The sequence below is a fragment of the Streptomonospora litoralis genome (genome assembly GCF_004323735.1).
Taxonomy (GTDB): domain Bacteria; phylum Actinomycetota; class Actinomycetes; order Streptosporangiales; family Streptosporangiaceae; genus Streptomonospora; species Streptomonospora litoralis.
The window spans coordinates 2,004,337-2,019,213 of sequence record NZ_CP036455.1 but is presented as its reverse complement, the minus strand read 5'-3'; the positions used below and the strand labels follow the sequence as shown (position 1 = coordinate 2,019,213).

At 73.6% G+C, this 14,877-nt stretch carries 13 protein-coding genes; 4 read left to right on the top strand and 9 right to left on the bottom strand.

Annotation, left to right across the window (positions count from 1 at the left end):
* Nucleotides 1-84: 84 nt before the first annotated feature.
* Nucleotides 85-498 (bottom strand): CBS domain-containing protein, encoded by a 414-nt coding sequence (locus EKD16_RS08725; protein WP_165498532.1) that lies wholly within the window; start codon nt 496-498, stop codon nt 85-87.
* A gap of 760 nt (nt 499-1,258) precedes the next feature.
* On the opposite strand from EKD16_RS08725, the gene EKD16_RS08720 reads away from it, so the two are divergent.
* A complete protein-coding gene (locus EKD16_RS08720; protein ID WP_131097927.1) occupies nt 1,259-2,179 on the top strand; it encodes a glycoside hydrolase family 16 protein in 921 nt (306 codons plus the stop codon).
* 121 nt (nt 2,180-2,300) lie between these two features.
* On the opposite strand, the gene fahA is transcribed toward EKD16_RS08720, so the two are convergent.
* From fahA to EKD16_RS08695, 5 genes are all read right to left on the bottom strand, one after another.
* The gene (fahA, locus tag EKD16_RS08715) at nt 2,301-3,530 is read right to left on the bottom strand and encodes a fumarylacetoacetase (RefSeq protein WP_131097926.1); all 1,230 of its coding nucleotides are present in this window, start codon (nt 3,528-3,530) and stop codon (nt 2,301-2,303) included.
* A gap of 120 nt (nt 3,531-3,650) precedes the next feature.
* Complete coding sequence (locus tag EKD16_RS08710; RefSeq protein ID WP_131102242.1) at nt 3,651-4,520, bottom strand: hypothetical protein; 870 nt, start codon at nt 4,518-4,520, stop codon at nt 3,651-3,653.
* Between the two features lie 71 nt (nt 4,521-4,591).
* Nucleotides 4,592-5,794: a homogentisate 1,2-dioxygenase gene (locus EKD16_RS08705; protein ID WP_131097925.1), complete on the bottom strand. Its 1,203-nt coding sequence runs from the start codon at nt 5,792-5,794 to the stop codon at nt 4,592-4,594.
* Nucleotides 5,769-7,496, bottom strand: a complete 1,728-nt coding sequence (locus tag EKD16_RS08700) for an FAD-dependent monooxygenase (protein ID WP_131097924.1) — start codon at nt 7,494-7,496, stop codon at nt 5,769-5,771. The genes EKD16_RS08705 and EKD16_RS08700 overlap by 26 nt, the downstream gene beginning before the upstream one ends.
* A 26-nt stretch (nt 7,497-7,522) precedes the next feature.
* On the bottom strand, nt 7,523-8,485 hold the full coding sequence (locus tag EKD16_RS08695; RefSeq protein WP_131097923.1) for an MBL fold metallo-hydrolase: 963 nt from the start codon (nt 8,483-8,485) through the stop codon (nt 7,523-7,525).
* A 262-nt stretch (nt 8,486-8,747) separates the two neighbouring features.
* Here EKD16_RS08695 and EKD16_RS08690 point away from each other — a divergent pair, with 262 nt between their 5' ends.
* Complete coding sequence (locus EKD16_RS08690) at nt 8,748-9,695, top strand: LysR family transcriptional regulator (RefSeq protein WP_242677299.1); 948 nt, start codon at nt 8,748-8,750, stop codon at nt 9,693-9,695.
* 204 nt (nt 9,696-9,899) lie between these two features.
* Nucleotides 9,900-11,645: a DEAD/DEAH box helicase gene (locus tag EKD16_RS08685; protein WP_131097922.1), complete on the top strand. Its 1,746-nt coding sequence runs from the start codon at nt 9,900-9,902 to the stop codon at nt 11,643-11,645.
* Nucleotides 11,646-12,163: 518 nt separating this feature from the next.
* On the opposite strand, the gene EKD16_RS08680 is transcribed toward EKD16_RS08685, so the two are convergent.
* Complete coding sequence (locus EKD16_RS08680; RefSeq protein WP_207391473.1) at nt 12,164-12,646, bottom strand: nitroreductase/quinone reductase family protein; 483 nt, start codon at nt 12,644-12,646, stop codon at nt 12,164-12,166.
* Between the two features lie 55 nt (nt 12,647-12,701).
* Here EKD16_RS08680 and EKD16_RS08675 point away from each other — a divergent pair, with 55 nt between their 5' ends.
* On the top strand, nt 12,702-13,388 hold the full coding sequence (locus EKD16_RS08675; RefSeq protein WP_131097921.1) for a TetR/AcrR family transcriptional regulator: 687 nt from the start codon (nt 12,702-12,704) through the stop codon (nt 13,386-13,388).
* An 18-nt stretch (nt 13,389-13,406) separates the two neighbouring features.
* Here the strand turns inward: EKD16_RS08675 and EKD16_RS08670 are convergent, their stop codons facing one another.
* Both EKD16_RS08670 and EKD16_RS08665 read right to left on the bottom strand, forming a co-directional pair.
* On the bottom strand, nt 13,407-14,273 hold the full coding sequence (locus tag EKD16_RS08670; RefSeq protein ID WP_207391472.1) for an NAD(P)H-binding protein: 867 nt from the start codon (nt 14,271-14,273) through the stop codon (nt 13,407-13,409).
* 115 nt (nt 14,274-14,388) lie between these two features.
* Entirely contained in the window at nt 14,389-14,847 is a 459-nt protein-coding gene (locus EKD16_RS08665; protein WP_131097919.1) for a hypothetical protein, read from the bottom strand.
* Nucleotides 14,848-14,877 lie beyond the last annotated feature (30 nt).

Below are 14,877 nucleotides of genomic sequence, written 5' to 3'. Positions count from 1 at the left end.
CGTGCGCGGCGGGCGGTCGCGTGCGCACGCGGGGCGGGTCGGCCGGGGCGCCGGTCGACCCGCCGCCGGGATGCGATGCGTCGCCTACTCCACGCCGAGGGCCTCGACGAGTTCGCCGGAGGTCGGATTGGGCATCGCCTGGGCGACGTCGCCCATCGTCACGACGCCGACCAGGTCGGCTCCGTCGACCACCGGGAGCCGCTTGACGCCGTGCCGGGTCATGGTGGCCAGGAGCTCGTCGATGTCGTCGTCGGCTCCCACGGTCACCGCCTCGCCCTGGTTCAGCTGCCCCGCGGGCTCGGCGAGCGCCTTGCCGGAGGCGAGTCCGCGAACCACGATGTCGCGGTCGGTGATCATGCCCTTGATCTTGCCGTCGGGCCCGCAGATCGGCAGGCCGCCGACCCGCTCTTGGGCCATGACCTCCGCGGCCTTCTGCAGCGGCTCGTCGCTTCCCACGGTCCGCGGGCCGGGGGTCATGATCTCTCGCACCTTGGTCATCGCGCAGGATCTCCCTTCGCGTCGTCGCACCGCACGGCCGCAGCGGCGCGTCGCCGACGGGTTCGGCGAGCGGGCCGCCGACCGTGCGCTCCCGCATACCCACTGCCGCAGGCGCCGCCGGGTATGCACACCGAGGCCGGCGGGTTGCGGCGCGCCGCGGCGGGCGCTGCGGGCACTGCTGGCGCGAAGCGGGGGCCGCGGGGCTCAGGCGGATGCCACGCCGGCCTGCGGAAAAGTGACTCCGGCACCCGCAGCGAAACCGCGCCGGGAGCGCCGGACGAGCGCCCGCTGCGCGCCGACGCGCGGCGCAACCCGCGGCCTGAGCGTTCCATCCGGTGCTCCGTTATCGAAACGGCTTGTGCTCCTGCGCCCTGGACAGCGACCGCGAAACGAGAGCTGAGACACCCTCACTGATACCTTTTCGGCGTTGACCTGGGGCATCTGGTTACGGAATCGACGCGCGAGTGGCACGGCGACGGCCGTCCCGGAAACTTCGGGCGATCACCCCTTGCGACGCTTTACCCGCCTTTAGTAAAGTTCGTTGCCAACTACAAAGGGTGACAATAGCGCACATATCCGTGACGTGCGCGTCAGGCCCGCGCCGCGCCGGTTCGCCTTCCCGACTGGCGGACCGACTCCCCTATCGCGGCGCGGGCCGCTTCCGCCCCCTGTCGACAAGGGCGCACCGGCCCGTGTCACCCCGCTGCGGCCGCGAACGGCCGCGCGCGGGCCGGTCAGGCGTCCTGGATCGGTCTGAGAGATGAGTACCGAGAAACCCCGCACGAACCGGCGCCGCGGCCGCATCCTGACCGCGGCCGCCGTCGCCTGCGCCGCGGCGACCGCCGCGGCCGGCCTGGTCGCCGTCAACACGATGGACGGCGCCGGAACCGCCACGGCCCGGACCGCGGCCGCCGGAGAGAACTCCACCAAGGCCGCCGCGCTGGTCTGGCGCGACGAGTTCAACCGGCCCGCGGGCACCGCGCCCGACGCCTCGAAGTGGAACGTCGAGGTCAACGGCGACGGCGGCGGCAACGGCGAACTGCAGTACTACACCAACCGCCGCGACAACCTCGCCCACGACGGCAACGGCAACATGGTCATCACCGCCCGCAAGGGCAACCCGGGCAACTACCAGTGCCACTACGGGTACTGCCAGTACACGTCGGGCCGGATGAACACGGCGGGCAAGTTCGAGCACCAGTACGGCCGGTTCGAGGCGCGCATCCAGATCCCCATCGGCCAGGGCATCTGGCCGGCCTTCTGGATGCTGGGCAACGACCTCGGCCAGGTGGGCTGGCCCAACAGCGGCGAGATCGACATCATGGAGAACATCGGCAGCAAGCCCGCCGACGTGCACGGCTCGCTGCACGGCCCCGGCTACTCCGGCGGCAACCCCATCACCGGCTCCTACTACCACCCGCAGGGCTGGGCGTTCGCCGACACCTTCCACACCTTCGCGGTCGAGTGGGGCCCGAACAGCGTCACCTGGTTCGTCGACGGCAACGCCTACCAGACCTTCACGCCCGCCGACACGCGCGGCAACGAGTGGGTCTACCGGCACCCCTTCTTCATGATCCTGAACGTCGCGGTCGGCGGCTCCTGGCCGGGCGCCCCCGACGCCGGCACGCAGTTCCCCCAGCAGATGAAGATCGACTACGTGCGCGTCTACGACCTCGGCTGACGCCGGTCCGACGCCGACGGCTCTGCGGACCGGCCCGGTTCGCAGAGCCGTCCCGTGGGCCGGGGCGCCGACGCGGCGCCCCGGCCCGCGGCCGTCTGTGTGCGGTCGGTGCGGCCCCCGCTCAGCCTTCGGCAGGCAGCACCCGCCCGGCGACCTCGCCGAACCCGATCGTCGCCCCGCCCGCTCCGGGTGCGCTCGCCGTGATGGACACGGTGTCGCCGTCCCGCAGGAAGGTGCGCGTGCTGCCGTCGGGCAGCTCCAGCGGCTCGGCGCCGTTCCAGGACAGCTCGATCAGCGAACCCTGCTCACCGGCGCCCGGCCCGCTGACCGTGCCCGAGGCGTAGATGTCGCCGGTGCGCAGCGAGGCGCCGTTGACGGTCAGGTGCGCCAACTGCTGCGCCGGGGTCCAGTACATCGCCGCGAACGGCGGGCGCGCCACGGTGTGGCCGTTGAGCCGCACCTCCAGGCGCAGGTCCAGTCCCCACGGCTGCCCGTCGGCGTCGCGCAGGTAGGGCAGCGGTTCGGGGCCGCGCGCCGGCGGTTCGACCCGGGCCGCCTCCAGCGCCGACAGCGGCACGACCCACGGCGACACCGACGTGGCGAACGACTTTCCCAGGAACGGCCCCAGCGGCACGGTCTCCCAGGCCTGCAGGTCGCGGGCGGACCAGTCGTTGACCAGGAACACCCCGAAGACGTGCTCGGCGAAGTCGGCCACCGGCACCGGGGTGCCCAAGGGCGCCGGGGAGCCCACCACGAAGCCCACCTCGGCCTCGATGTCCAGCCGCGCCGACGGACCGAAGTCCGGTTCGGCGGCGGAGGGCGGTTTGCGCTGGCCCATCGGCCGCACGATCTCGGTTCCCGAGACCACCACCGTGCCGGAGCGGCCGTGGTAGCCGATCGGCAGGTGCTTCCAGTTCGGCGTCAGCGGCTCCTGGTTCGGGCGCAGGATCCGGCCGAGGTTGGTCGCGTGGTGCTCGGAGGAGTAGAAGTCGACGTAGTCGCCCACCGCGAAGGGCAGGTGCAGCCGCACCCGGGCGCGATCGGCCAGGTGCGGCCGCAGCGCTCCCTCGTAGGCGGGGTCGGCCAGCCATGCGGTCAGCGTCTCGCGCACCTCGCGCCAGGTCGCGGGGCCGGCCGCCAGCAGCGGGTTGAGCGCGGGCGCGTCGACGGCGTCGGCGAAGGGCGCGTCCAGCTCGCGCGCCGCGGCGCCCAGGTCCAGCACCCACGCACCGATCGCGACGCCGACCCGCGGCGGGCGGCCGTCGGAGCTACTGAACACGCCGTAGGGCAGGGTGGCGGGGCCGAAGGGGTCGTCGGCGGCGACGTCGAGCCAGGTCGTGGGCGCGGGCACGGCGGGAATCCTCTCGTCGGTGGGTTTCCGGTCAGCACCGGACGTATGTTTCGGATGGCGGCCGCCAACCGCGAGGGGCGAAGCGCCGTGCGCTGACCGGCCGCCCCCGCGCGCGCCGCCTCACTCCAGTACGGCGGGCGACAGCAGCCCCAGCCCGACCAGGTCGCCCAGGGGCTCCAGGACACTGCACGTGCCGATCGACGTGAACAGCGCGCGCACGGCGCGGGCGTCGGCGGCGCCGAGCGCGGCGGCATGCGCCGCCGCCCGCGCGCCGTCGCGCAGCGCCAGCACGCCCGCGACCTCGGCCGCGCCCGCGCCCTGCACGGCGGCGTGCACCGCCAGCAGCACGTTGACGAACCCGTGGTGCTCGAAGCCGGTGCCGGCGGCGGTGTGCCGCACGGCGTTGTGCAGCCCTGCGGTGCATTTCAGGGCCCGGCCGCGCTCGACCGCGGCGCACAGCGCGTCCGCCAGCTCGGACTCGCCGGGGAAGTCGGGGGCGCGCACGCCGCCGGTGCGCAGTTTGGCCCGGTGGCCCGAGCCGGCGAGGGCGTCCAGCACCCGCCGCGGGTCCGCGCCGCGGGGCAGTTCGACGCACCCGGCGGCTCCCGCGGGCAGGTGCGCGTCCAGCGCCGCGGCGGCGCGCGCCGTGTCCGCTGCGGCTTGGCGGTCGTCGTCGGGGGCACCCGCGGCGACCTCGGCCGCGACGGGTTCGAGGGCGGGCATGCTCGCCGCCTGCTGCAGCGCGCGCCCCACGCCGCCGGGCCCCTCGGGCACCGTCACGCACACCCGCAGCGGTGCCGCGGCGTCCGCGCCGGCCTCCTCGGCCAGCTCGGCCAGCTCGGCCAGGCGATCGGCGGGGACCACGAACGGCCCGGTCAGCGGCGCCTGGGCGCCCAGCCGGTAGCGGCGGTGCGCCGCTACCGCCTCGGCCATCGGCGCATCGCCCGGCGGGAACAGGGCCGCGTCGTCCAGCAGCGCGGCGTAGAGCACCGGGGCGCCGGCCGGCGCCGCGCCCGCCCCGGCCTGGGGCGCCGGTTGGCCTCCGGCGAGCGGGCCCGTGCTCACTGCGGCCTCCGTCCGCCGGCCCACGTCCAGGCGTAGCCGGGGTCCTCGGCGGCCTGGCCGCCCTCGCCCAGCTCCAACGGGCGGAACGTGTCGACCATGACCGCCAGCTCGTCGAAGGACTCCGCGCCCACGCTGGCCTCGTAGGCGCCGGGCTGGGGCCCGTGGGAGTGGCCGCCCGGGTGCAGCGACACCGAGCCCTGCCCGATGCCCGAGCCCTTGCGCGCCTCGTAGTCGCCGCCGCAGTAGAACATCACCTCGTCGGAGTCGACGTTGGAGTGGTAGTAGGGCACCGGGATCGACAGCGGGTGGTAGTCGACCTTGCGGGGCACGAAGTTGCACACCACGAAGTTGTGCGCTTCGAAGACCTGGTGGACGGGCGGCGGCTGGTGCACGCGGCCGGTGATGGGCTGGTAGTCGGCCACGTTGAACACGTAGGGGTAGAGGCAGCCGTCCCAGCCGACCACGTCGAAGGGGTGGGCGGGGTAGGTGTAGCGGGTGCCGGCGACGCCGCCGGGTCCGCTGCCGCGGTGCTTGATCAGCACGTCGACGTCTGTGCCCTCGGCCAGCAGCGGATCGCCGGGCCCGCGCAGGTCGCGCTCGCAGTAGGGCGCGTGCTCCAGGAACTGCCCGTAGCGCGAGAGGTAGCGCTTCGGCGGGGCGATGTGGCTGTTGGCCTCGATGGCGTAGGCGCGCAGGGGCTCGCCGCCCTCGGGTATCCAGCGGTGGGTGGTGGCGCGCGGCAGGATGACGTAGTCGCCCTCGCCCACCTCCAGGGCGCCGAACACCGTCTCGACCGTCGCCCGGCCCGACTCCACGTACACGCACTCGTCGCCGATGGCGTTGCGGTACAGCTCGGAGGGCTGCCCGGCGGCGACGTAGCCGATGCGCACGTCGTCGTTGCCCAGCACCAGGCGGCGCCCGGTCACGGGGTCGGCGGACTTCCACTCCTCGCCGAACAGCCCGTGCAGCTTCAGGTGGCGCGGTACGAGCGGCGCGTTGGGCGTGCGGGCCTGGTCGGGCACCTGCCAGGGGCGGGCGTCGACGATCGCCGAAGGGATGTTGCGGTGGTACAGCAGCGAGGAGTCGGAGGAGAATCCCTCCTCGCCCATCAGCTCCTCGTAGTACAGGCCGCCCTCGGGCGTGCGGTGCTGGGTGTGCCGCGTCGGCGGCACCTCACCCACCTGTCGGTAGTACGCCACCGTCCGGCTCCTCTCCTGGTTGCGGTCCTGTTCGCGGGATGGGCCCGGCGGCCGATGCCGAGCCGCCCAGGCAGGTGTCGACGGCCGCGGTGATCGCCTCCGGGTCCGCCTCGGAGAGGACGGCGGCGATGTGCGCATCGGGGCGCAGCAGCCAGACCTCGCCGGGGCGGGCCTCCAGTGCGGCGGCCAGCGCACCGGTGGAGTCGCAGCGCTCCAGCACGAGCGCGGTAACGGGGGCCGCGGTGGCCCGGACCGCGGCGGCGCGGGCCGTCGCGGCGCCCTCGGGGCTGGTGGCGATGAGGGTGACGCCTTCGCGCGCCAGCGGGCGCAGGCGGGTGGCGTCGGGGCGGCCCGCCACCGTGACGCAGACGTCGGGTACCAGGACACCGGGGCAGGGCACAGGCGCCTCGCCGCGCGGCGGGCGGCCGGGGAAGGGACGCTCGGCGCAGGGGGTGGTCAGCGTCGACGCCGTGTAGTGGAACGCCTCGAACAGTCGGCCGGAGTCGACGCGGGCCGCCGCGGCGGGGTCGGTGAGGGCCCGCTGCAGCACTCCCGTGCGGTGGGCCCGTTCGCTTTCGGTGTGGGGGACGAGGAAGCGCATGGTGGCGCCGGTGATCTCGGCGTTGTCCCGGGCGGCGGCCAGCCGCTCGGTGGAGTAGGTCTCGACCAGCTCCGGCCCGGCCCAGCCCTTGGCGGCGAACGCCAGTTTCCAGGCGGCGTTCTCGGCGTCGTGCACGCCGGAGTTGAGCCCGCGCGCGCCGAAGGGCGCCACCAGATGGGCGCAGTCGCCTGCCAGCAGCACCCGCCCGCGGCCCATCCGGTCGGCGACGCGGGTGTGGAAGCGGTAGACCGAGTGCCACACGATCTCGTAGGGGACCTCGCCGATGATCCGGCGGATGCGCCGGTCCAGGCCGCCGTCGGCCTCCTCGCGCTCCAGGTCGAAGTCGGGCGGCACCTGCCAGTCGATGCGGTAGACCGACCCCGGGCAGGGGTGGATGAGGATCTGGCGGCCCGGATTCCACTCGGGGTCGAAATAGAAGCGCCGCTCGCGCTCCCAGCCGGGCAGATCGGCGCGGATGTCGCAGATGAGGAACCGGTCGGCGAAACTGGTACCGGCGAAGTCGGCTCCGACGGCCTCGCGCGCCACGTGCCCGCGCGGGCCCAGGCAGGCCAGCGCGTAGGAGCCGCGCAGCTCGACCGGGCCGCCCGGGGTGGCGCAGCGCACCCGCACACCGGAGGCGTCCTGGTCGATGGCGGTGACCTCGTGGTTCCACCGAACGCCCAGCCCGGCGGCGGCCATGCGCTCGTCGAGGATCTGCTCGGTGCGCGACTGCGACAGGTTGACGAACGGCGGCAGCGGTGAGGCGCCGCGATCGCGCAACCGGACGCTGAACAGCTCCCGGTCGCGGTAGAAGGTGCGGGCGGTGTCCCAGGTCAGCCCCTCCTCGGCGACGGCGCCGGCGCCGAGGCCGGCCCACACGTCGAGCACGTCGCGGTGCTGGCAGATGGCTTTGGACCCGATCGCCTCGCGCCCCGGCCGGGCGTCGACGACGGTCACCGGCAGACCCCGGTGCGCCAGCAGCAGCGCCGCGGTCTGGCCGACCGGGCCCGCACCCAGCACCAGCACCGGCTCCGCGGTCCCGCCCGATCGTCCGCCGGGGTCGCCGGGCACGGCGGGGGGCGGAATGTCGGCTTCGGGCATGTCGCCTCCCTTCGATCGCGGTGCGCTCAGCCCTGCAGCCGGTCCCAGACCTCGCGGTCGCGCTCGGCGGTCCAGATGACGGGCCGCTCGACGCCCGACAGTTCGTCCCACAGCCGCGAGACGTCGAAGGGCAGGCAGTGCTCGAAGATGGGCCAGTGGCCGTAGCCGTCCACGAGCGCGGCGTGGGCGGCGCCGAAGGCCTCCTTGAGGGTGCCGCCGCGCTCGTGGACGGCGCCGACCTCGGCGATCATCGTCTGCAGGAAGTCGCGGGTCTGGGCGATGGCGGCGTCGACGGCGGCGCGGCCGTGCGTGACGGGGCCGCGTCCGCCGACGAGCGCCTCGGCGCCCAGAGCGGCGACACCGTCGAGGGTGGCGCCGGCCCAGTCGCGGTGGAAGGCGTCGCCGGTGTAGAGGGCGGCCTCGGCCTCGACGAGGTCTCCGGCGAAGAGGATGCGCTGCTCGGGCAGCCAGGCCACGATGTCGCCCTCGGTGTGGCCGCGGCCCAGGTACTGCAGCACCAGCTGCCCGCGGTCGCCGCCGAGTTCGATCGTGGCGCGGTCGGAGAAGGTCTGGGTAGGCCAGGTCAGGCCGGGCACCGAGTCGGGGTCCTTGGCCAGGCGGGGCATGCGGCCGAACTCGCTGGCCCAGTCGGCCTCGCCGCGTTCGGCGATGAGGTCGCGGGTCTTCTCGTGGGCGATGATCACCTCGGCGTCGAAGGCGTCGGCGCCCAGCACCCGCACCGCGTGGTAGTGGGACAGCACCAGGTAGCGGATGGGCTTGTCGGTGTGCTCGCGCAGCCGGGCCAGCCACTCGCGGGCGGCGGTGGGGGTGGCCAGCGCCTCGAAGCAGACCAGGAAGTCCTCGCCCTCGATCGCGCCGATGTTGGGGTCGCCTTCGGCGGTCAGCGCGTAGACGCCGTCGGCGAGGACCTCCAGGCTCTGCCGCTTCTCGCCGAGGTCGGCCGAGGACGCGAAGGGTTTGGCTGCCATGGCGGCTGCCTCCTTTTTCTCGTGGCGGGCCGGCGGGTGGAGAACACGCCCTGGTCGGGCCCCTCCGGTGAGTGGAATCGGTGGTCGGTGTCGGCGGCCCGCCGGCGGGCGGGTCGGCATCGGGTGCGTCGGTTGGTGCCGCGGCGCCCGCCCGGCGCCCGTGCCGCGCCGCTGCGGCGGCCGGTGTGTGGCGGATCACCGCTCCCCCCTAGAGTGATCCCACTCACGCCATTGATAAAGCATAGGAAACTTGGGAGCGACATTGACGGAACTTATGAAGGCTCCGCGGTTCTCCCTGCGCCAGCTCTCCTACTTCGTCGCCATCGCCGAGACCGGCACCATCAGCGCGGCGGCCGAGCGTCTGCACATCTCCCAGCCGGCGGTGTCGCTGGCGCTCAACGACCTGGAACGCGCGCTGAAGGTGCAGCTGTGCGTGCGCCGCAAATCGCACGGCATCACCCTGACCCCGACGGGCAACCAGGTGCTGCGCCGCGCCCGTCAGCTGCTGCGCCAGGCCGAGGACCTGGAGGGCGAGGCCAGTGCGGGCGAGGGACCGCTGACCGGGGTGCTGTCCGTGGGCTGCTTCGTCACCATGGCCCCCACGGTGCTGCCGCCGCTGCTGCAGGGCTTCTCCGCGCTGCACCCCGGACTGACCGTGGACTTCACCGAGGACACCCAGGATGTGCTGCAACGCCGGCTGCTCAGCGGCGAACTGGATCTGGCAGTGATCTACGACATGGACGTGCTCCCGGAGATGGCGCGCGCCGAACTGTTCTCCGTGCGCCCGCACATCCTGCTTGCGGCCGACCACCCGCTGGCCGATCGCCCCGCCGTGTCGCTGCACGACGTCGCCGAGGAGCCGATGGTGCTGCTGGACGCCCCGCCCAGTTCGCACCACTCGCTGGGACTGTGCCACCGGTTCGGGATGGTGCCGAGGGTGAGCTACCGCCCGGGAACCTACGAGGTCGCCCGAGCGCTGGTGGGGCGCGGGCTGGGGTATAGCATCTTGGTACAGCGACCGGCCAACGACCGCACGTACGAGGGGTTCCGGGTCGCCGTCAAGGAGATCGCCGAGCCGGTGGACGCCGAAGCGGTACTGCTGGCGTGGCCGCGCGCCGTGCGCCTGAACCGCCGCGCCGAGGAGTTTCTGCGCTTCTGCCGCGGCGCCGCCCGGTCCGACGGAGTCATGTCGCCGACCGCCGAGGCGTAGCGTCGCGGCGCGAGGGCAGCGGTACCCGCGGGCGCTCAGCGTGTCCGCCGGGGCTCGCCCGTGGTCGGCGCTCCCCTCGGGGAATGGGAGCATTCCAGGCGGCGCCCCGCGCCGCCCGCATCGGCGGCCACGCCGAAGCTTCGCCCCGACCGCGCCGAGACCGCTCGGCAAGCACACCGAAACATTTCGCATGAGGAGTCCCGCATGGCCACCGACGCCACCGAAACCGCCCCCGGTTTCACCGACCTGCCGCTGCGGGGGGAGCTTCTCGACGCGCTGTCCCGGCTGGGCTACGAGGAGCCCACTCCCATTCAGCGCGAGGCCATTCCGCCGCTGGTCGAGGGCCGCGACCTGCTGGGCCAGGCCGCCACCGGCACCGGCAAGACGGCGGCGTTCGCGCTGCCGATCCTGGAGCGCATGGAGCAGGACCGCGAAGGTCTGGAGCCGATGTCGCTGGTGCTGGTGCCCACCCGGGAGCTGGCCGTGCAGGTCTGCGAGGCCGTGCACCGCTACGGCCGCGACCTGGGCGTGCGGGTCCTGCCGGTCTACGGCGGCCAGCCCATCGGCCGCCAGATCCGCGGCCTGGAGCGCGGCGTCGACGTGGTCGTGGCGACGCCCGGCCGCGCGCTGGACCACCTGGGCCGCGGCACGCTGAGCCTGAGCGGGCTGCGGATGACGGTGCTGGACGAGGCCGACGAAATGTTCGACATGGGCTTCGCCGAGGACATCGAGGCGATCCTGGAGGAGATCCCGCAGGACTGCCAGACCGTGCTGTTCTCGGCGACCATGCCGCCGCGCATCGAGCGGATGGCCGGAGGCAACCTGACCGATCCGGTGCGCATCCAGATCGCCCGCGAGACCCGCGCAGTCGGCGAGGCGCCGCTGGTGCGCCAAAGCGCCTACGTGGTGCCGCGCGCGCACAAGCCCGCCGCGATCGGGCGCATCCTGGACGTGGAGTCGCCCACGGCAGCGATCGTGTTCTGCCGCACCCGCGAGGAGGTCGACCAGCTCACCGAGGTGCTCAACGGCCGCGGCCACCGCGCCGAGGCGCTGCACGGCGGGATGAGCCAGGAGCAGCGCGACCGCACCATGGGCCGGCTGCGCAGCGGCACCACGGACCTGGTGATCGCCACCGACGTGGCCGCGCGCGGGCTCGACGTCGAGCACCTGACCCACGTGCTCAACTACAACGTGCCTTCGGCCCCGGACTCCTACGTGCACCGCGTGGGCCGGGTCGGCCGGGCCGGGCGCGAGGGGGTCGCCATCACCCTGGTCGAGCCGCGCGAACACCGCATGCTGAAGAGCATCCGGCGCGCCACCGACTACACGATCAACGTGGAGAAGATCCCCACGATCGCCGACGCCCGCGCCCGGCGGCTGGAGCTGACCAGCGCCGCGCTGCGCGAGACCCTGCTGGACGAGGAGGCCGAGGACGACCGCGAGCACATGCGGGTGGTGGTGGAGTCGCTGGCCGACGAGTTCGACGTGATGGAGGTGGCGCTGGCGGCGGTCAAGCTGGCCCACGAGTCGCAGAACCCGGTCGACGACGACGTGGAGATCCCCGAGGTCAGCATCAAGCCCGAGCAGAAGGACAAGGGCCGCGGGCGGCGCGACGGCGGTCGGCGAGACCAGCGCGGAGATCGCGGGGACCGCGGCGAGCGGGGCGAACGCCGCGAGCAGCGCGGCGGCCGCGCGCCCGCCGGCGGGATGTCGCGCCTGTTCATCGGCGCGGGCCGCGGCGCCCGGGTGCGCCCGCAGGACCTCGTCGGCGCGATCACCGGGGAGTCGGAACTGCGCGGCCGCGACATCGGCGCGATCGAGATCGCCGAGCGCTTCTCCCTGGTGGAGGTGCCCTCGCAAGCCGCCGACGACGTGATCTCCGCGCTGCAGAACACCACCATCAAGGGCCGCAAGACGGTGGTCCGCCGCGACGCCAAGGACGTCGGCTAAGTCCTGTTTAAGAACGCCGGTCTGCTGGGCGGCCTTGTTGGTCTGCCGGGTGTCGGGCGAACTCGACGGGAAGACGGCAGCGAGCACGGCGGATGGCCGGGCCCGCGCCCACCGGGCCGCGTGCCCGCCGGTCGCGGTGGTCGGCGAGGGGTGGCGCCCGCGCCCAACGGATCGGGTGCCCGCCGGTGGCGCTCCTGGCGGATCGGCGGCTCGGGTCTGCTGTGCGGCCTTGTTGGCCTGCCAAGACGACGGGTGATCTTACGGAAAAGCAGCGCCGAGGACGGCGAACACGGCTAGATGTGATGCCCCGGGAGGTTGGTAACGCGGCTGGCGGGAGTGCGGCCGCCTCGCCCGCGCCTGGAGCGGGGCGTGCCTGCCGACGGTTCCGTCCCCCGCCGGCAGGCCGACTGTGCGCCCCGACCACCGCTCCAAGCCGGGCACGGATGACACGTTCGCATCGGGGTGTGACGTTTCCCGGCGGACCGCCGGGGGCGCGGGGGCGGCGGGCGCGCCGCGGCTCATCCCGGCGTCGCGACCCGGAACACGGGGAACCGGTGGGCGACGCGTTCGAACTCCGCGGCAGGTGCGTCCTCGCCGACGGGGATGTGCCCCCTCGCGTTGGGCGCCCGGCGCAGGTAGGCCTTGAGCACCGCTCCGCGCGACTCCGGGGGCACCTCCTCCAGCAGCACGTGCTCGCGCCGCCCGTGGCGCAGCGTCACCCTTCCATCCGCCGCCCGCACGTTGGCCACCCAGTTCGCGCCCTCTCCCAGCATGGCGACCAGGTAGCGCTCTTCTCCGACGAGGGCCATGACGAGCGGCAGGGTGATGGTCCGCCCGGTGCGCCGGCCGGTCGTCTCGACGGCGACCAGGTAGTCGGGGGCGATCCCGAGCCCGTACAGCGCGGAGGTCCACCGGTCCAGCGCGCGCGCCACCCTGTTGGGGCGCCCGCCGCGGTAATACCAGCTCTTCAGGCTCATGGCGCGTTCTACCCGCATTCTCATGTACGGCGTACATGTACACCGTACATGATTTCCCTGTACGTCGTATAGTGCTTGCATGGCAGCGGAAGAACGCCGGGGCGCGCCCCCGAAAACGCACCTCACGCCGGCGGCCGTGGCCCAGGAGGCCCTGTCGCTCGCCGACTCGGCGGGGCTCCAGGCGGTGACGATCCGGCGGCTGGCCAAGGAGCTGGGCGTGACACCCATGGCCTTGTACTGGCACTTCAGCAGTAAGGACGAACTGCTCGGGGCCGTAGCCGCGCGGGTCGTCGAGGAGATCGACCTCTCGGTGGACGCCTCCGCGGCCTGGTACGAGCAGTTGCGGGCGCTGCTGCGGGCCGTCCTCGGCGCGATGCGGACCCACCCCGCCGCGGCGCCCCTCCTCGCGAACCGCACCGTCGCCTCCGAGAGCGGCCTGCGGCTGACGGAGACCGCTCTGGACGTGCTCGGGCAGGCCGGATTCGATCCGGCGGAGGCGACCCAGCTCGCCCGCCACGCCCTCAGCAGCCTCGCCAACCTCGTGAGCGGGCAGCCCGGAGTGGTCACCGGGGAGGAGCCCGACGGGGCCGCCGACGCGCGGCGGCGCGCGCGGCTCTTCCTGGAGTCGCTGTCGCCCGAGCGCTATCCGCGGCTGATCGGCGCCGCGGCACCGCTCAGCGAAGGCGTCGACACGGAGACCTACTTCTCCTTCGGCCTCGACCTGCTGCTCTCCGGCATCGAGGCGATGGCGGCGCGCAAGGGCTGACGCCGCCGGTCGCGGAGGTCACCGGGCGACGTTCGGCTCCGGCCACCAGCCGATGTCGCGGACCGGGGTGGCGGGTTTGCCGGTGATCCGCGGGACCACGTCGGTCACCGTGTCGAGGTCGCCGCGCGCGATGGCCTGGTACCAGGAGAGCCAGCTTTCGATCTGCACGCCGCGGACGCCGTCGCGCAGGCGCCGCGCGAAGGCCTCTTCCAGGGTCTCGGGCTCATAGCCGTACGGGCGTCCGGTGGCGGCGGCGATCTGCGATACGGCCTCCTCCAGGGTGAGCGACTCGGGGCCGGTGACGTCGAGCACCGCCCCGTCGTGCCGCGTGTCGGCGTCGGCCGCGGCGACGGCCGCGATCACGTCGGCGATGTCGTCGTGGGCGACGAAGGCGGTCCGTCCGGTCCCGCCGGGGCCGCGCACGCGGAGCCGGTCGTCGGCGAGCGCGGCCGGGGTGGGGGCGTAGAACGCGGGGCGGAAGACGGTGTACCGGATCCCCCGATCGGCGAGGAACAGCTCCGTCAACCAGTGGTCGCGAGCGTTGCGGTAGGTCGCGGTCACCGAGGCGCCCAGCAGCGAGACGTAGAGCACGCGCCGCACCCCGGCCTCGATCCCGGCCTCCACCGCGGTCGCGTGCTCCTCCAGCCGCCTGCCCAGCGGGCGGCCGGAGACCAGCACCAGCGTCGACGCGCCTTCGAGTGCCGCGCGCATGGCGTCCCGCTCGTCATAGGCGGCCGGCCCCCGGGCCTCCGCACCGGGCAGCAGAGGTATTCGCCCGGGATCGCGGCCGACGAGCAACTGCGGAACGTCGGCTTCGGCGAGCCGCGCCGCGATCCGGCTACCGAGCTCGCCGGTCACCCCGGTAACGGCCACTGTGCCGGTCATGTTCATCTCCCCCTGTTGGACTGCGTGTCCCGCAGGCCGCGGCGATGATTCTCGGCACCTCCGCTAACCGGCGGAGAGGGTTCGCTACCGCGTAGACCGGGTGATACGTCCGACGTCAGACCTGCATCTCTCCGTGGAAGACGAACGTCGAGCCGAGCGGGGAGTCGGCGTCGTCGGACAGCTGGACGGAGTAGAAGAACCGGTCCTCGCCCTCGGGCATGACGCAGGTCCCGCGCAACGACGTAGCCAGACCCGCGGGGAGGCTCAGCTCCGCCCCGTCGGCCTCGTCGACCGCCGGAACGTGGCCGGTCGTCCGCGGGAGGAACAGGCCCACCCGGCAGGTGGTCCGCGGCGACAGGTGCAGCGTCGAGTCGGAGGTGTTGATCACCGAAAGCGCCCAGGAAGCGTAGGGCTGTCCGCCGTGCCGCCCTCGCTCGAAGGAGAGGAGCTGGATGGAGGCCAGTCCTTCGATCCGGTGGAATTCGTCCGCCGGGGTGAGCACGTGCGCCGACCCGATCCACCCGGCGACCGCGAGAGCCGTCATCCCCCCGGCCACCGCCGTCCCGATCCGCATAGCCGGTCACGCTAGCAGGCGTACCGCGGG

Bases quoted from the DNA above. Each gene is read 5' to 3' on its own strand.
- EKD16_RS08670 (WP_207391472.1), bottom strand. From the start codon at position 14,273: ATGACCGGCACAGTGGCCGTTACCGGGGTGACCGGCGAGCTCGGTAGC.
- EKD16_RS08665 (WP_131097919.1), bottom strand. From the start codon at position 14,847: ATGCGGATCGGGACGGCGGTGGCCGGGGGGATGACGGCTCTCGCGGTC.
- EKD16_RS08725 (WP_165498532.1), bottom strand. From the start codon at position 498: ATGACCAAGGTGCGAGAGATCATGACCCCCGGCCCGCGGACCGTGGGA.
- EKD16_RS08680 (WP_207391473.1), bottom strand. From the start codon at position 12,646: ATGAGAATGCGGGTAGAACGCGCCATGAGCCTGAAGAGCTGGTATTAC.
- EKD16_RS08685 (WP_131097922.1), top strand. From the start codon at position 9,900: ATGGCCACCGACGCCACCGAAACCGCCCCCGGTTTCACCGACCTGCCG.
- EKD16_RS08700 (WP_131097924.1), bottom strand. From the start codon at position 7,496: ATGCCCGAAGCCGACATTCCGCCCCCCGCCGTGCCCGGCGACCCCGGC.
- EKD16_RS08720 (WP_131097927.1), top strand. From the start codon at position 1,259: ATGAGTACCGAGAAACCCCGCACGAACCGGCGCCGCGGCCGCATCCTG.
- EKD16_RS08675 (WP_131097921.1), top strand. From the start codon at position 12,702: ATGGCAGCGGAAGAACGCCGGGGCGCGCCCCCGAAAACGCACCTCACG.
- EKD16_RS08695 (WP_131097923.1), bottom strand. From the start codon at position 8,485: ATGGCAGCCAAACCCTTCGCGTCCTCGGCCGACCTCGGCGAGAAGCGG.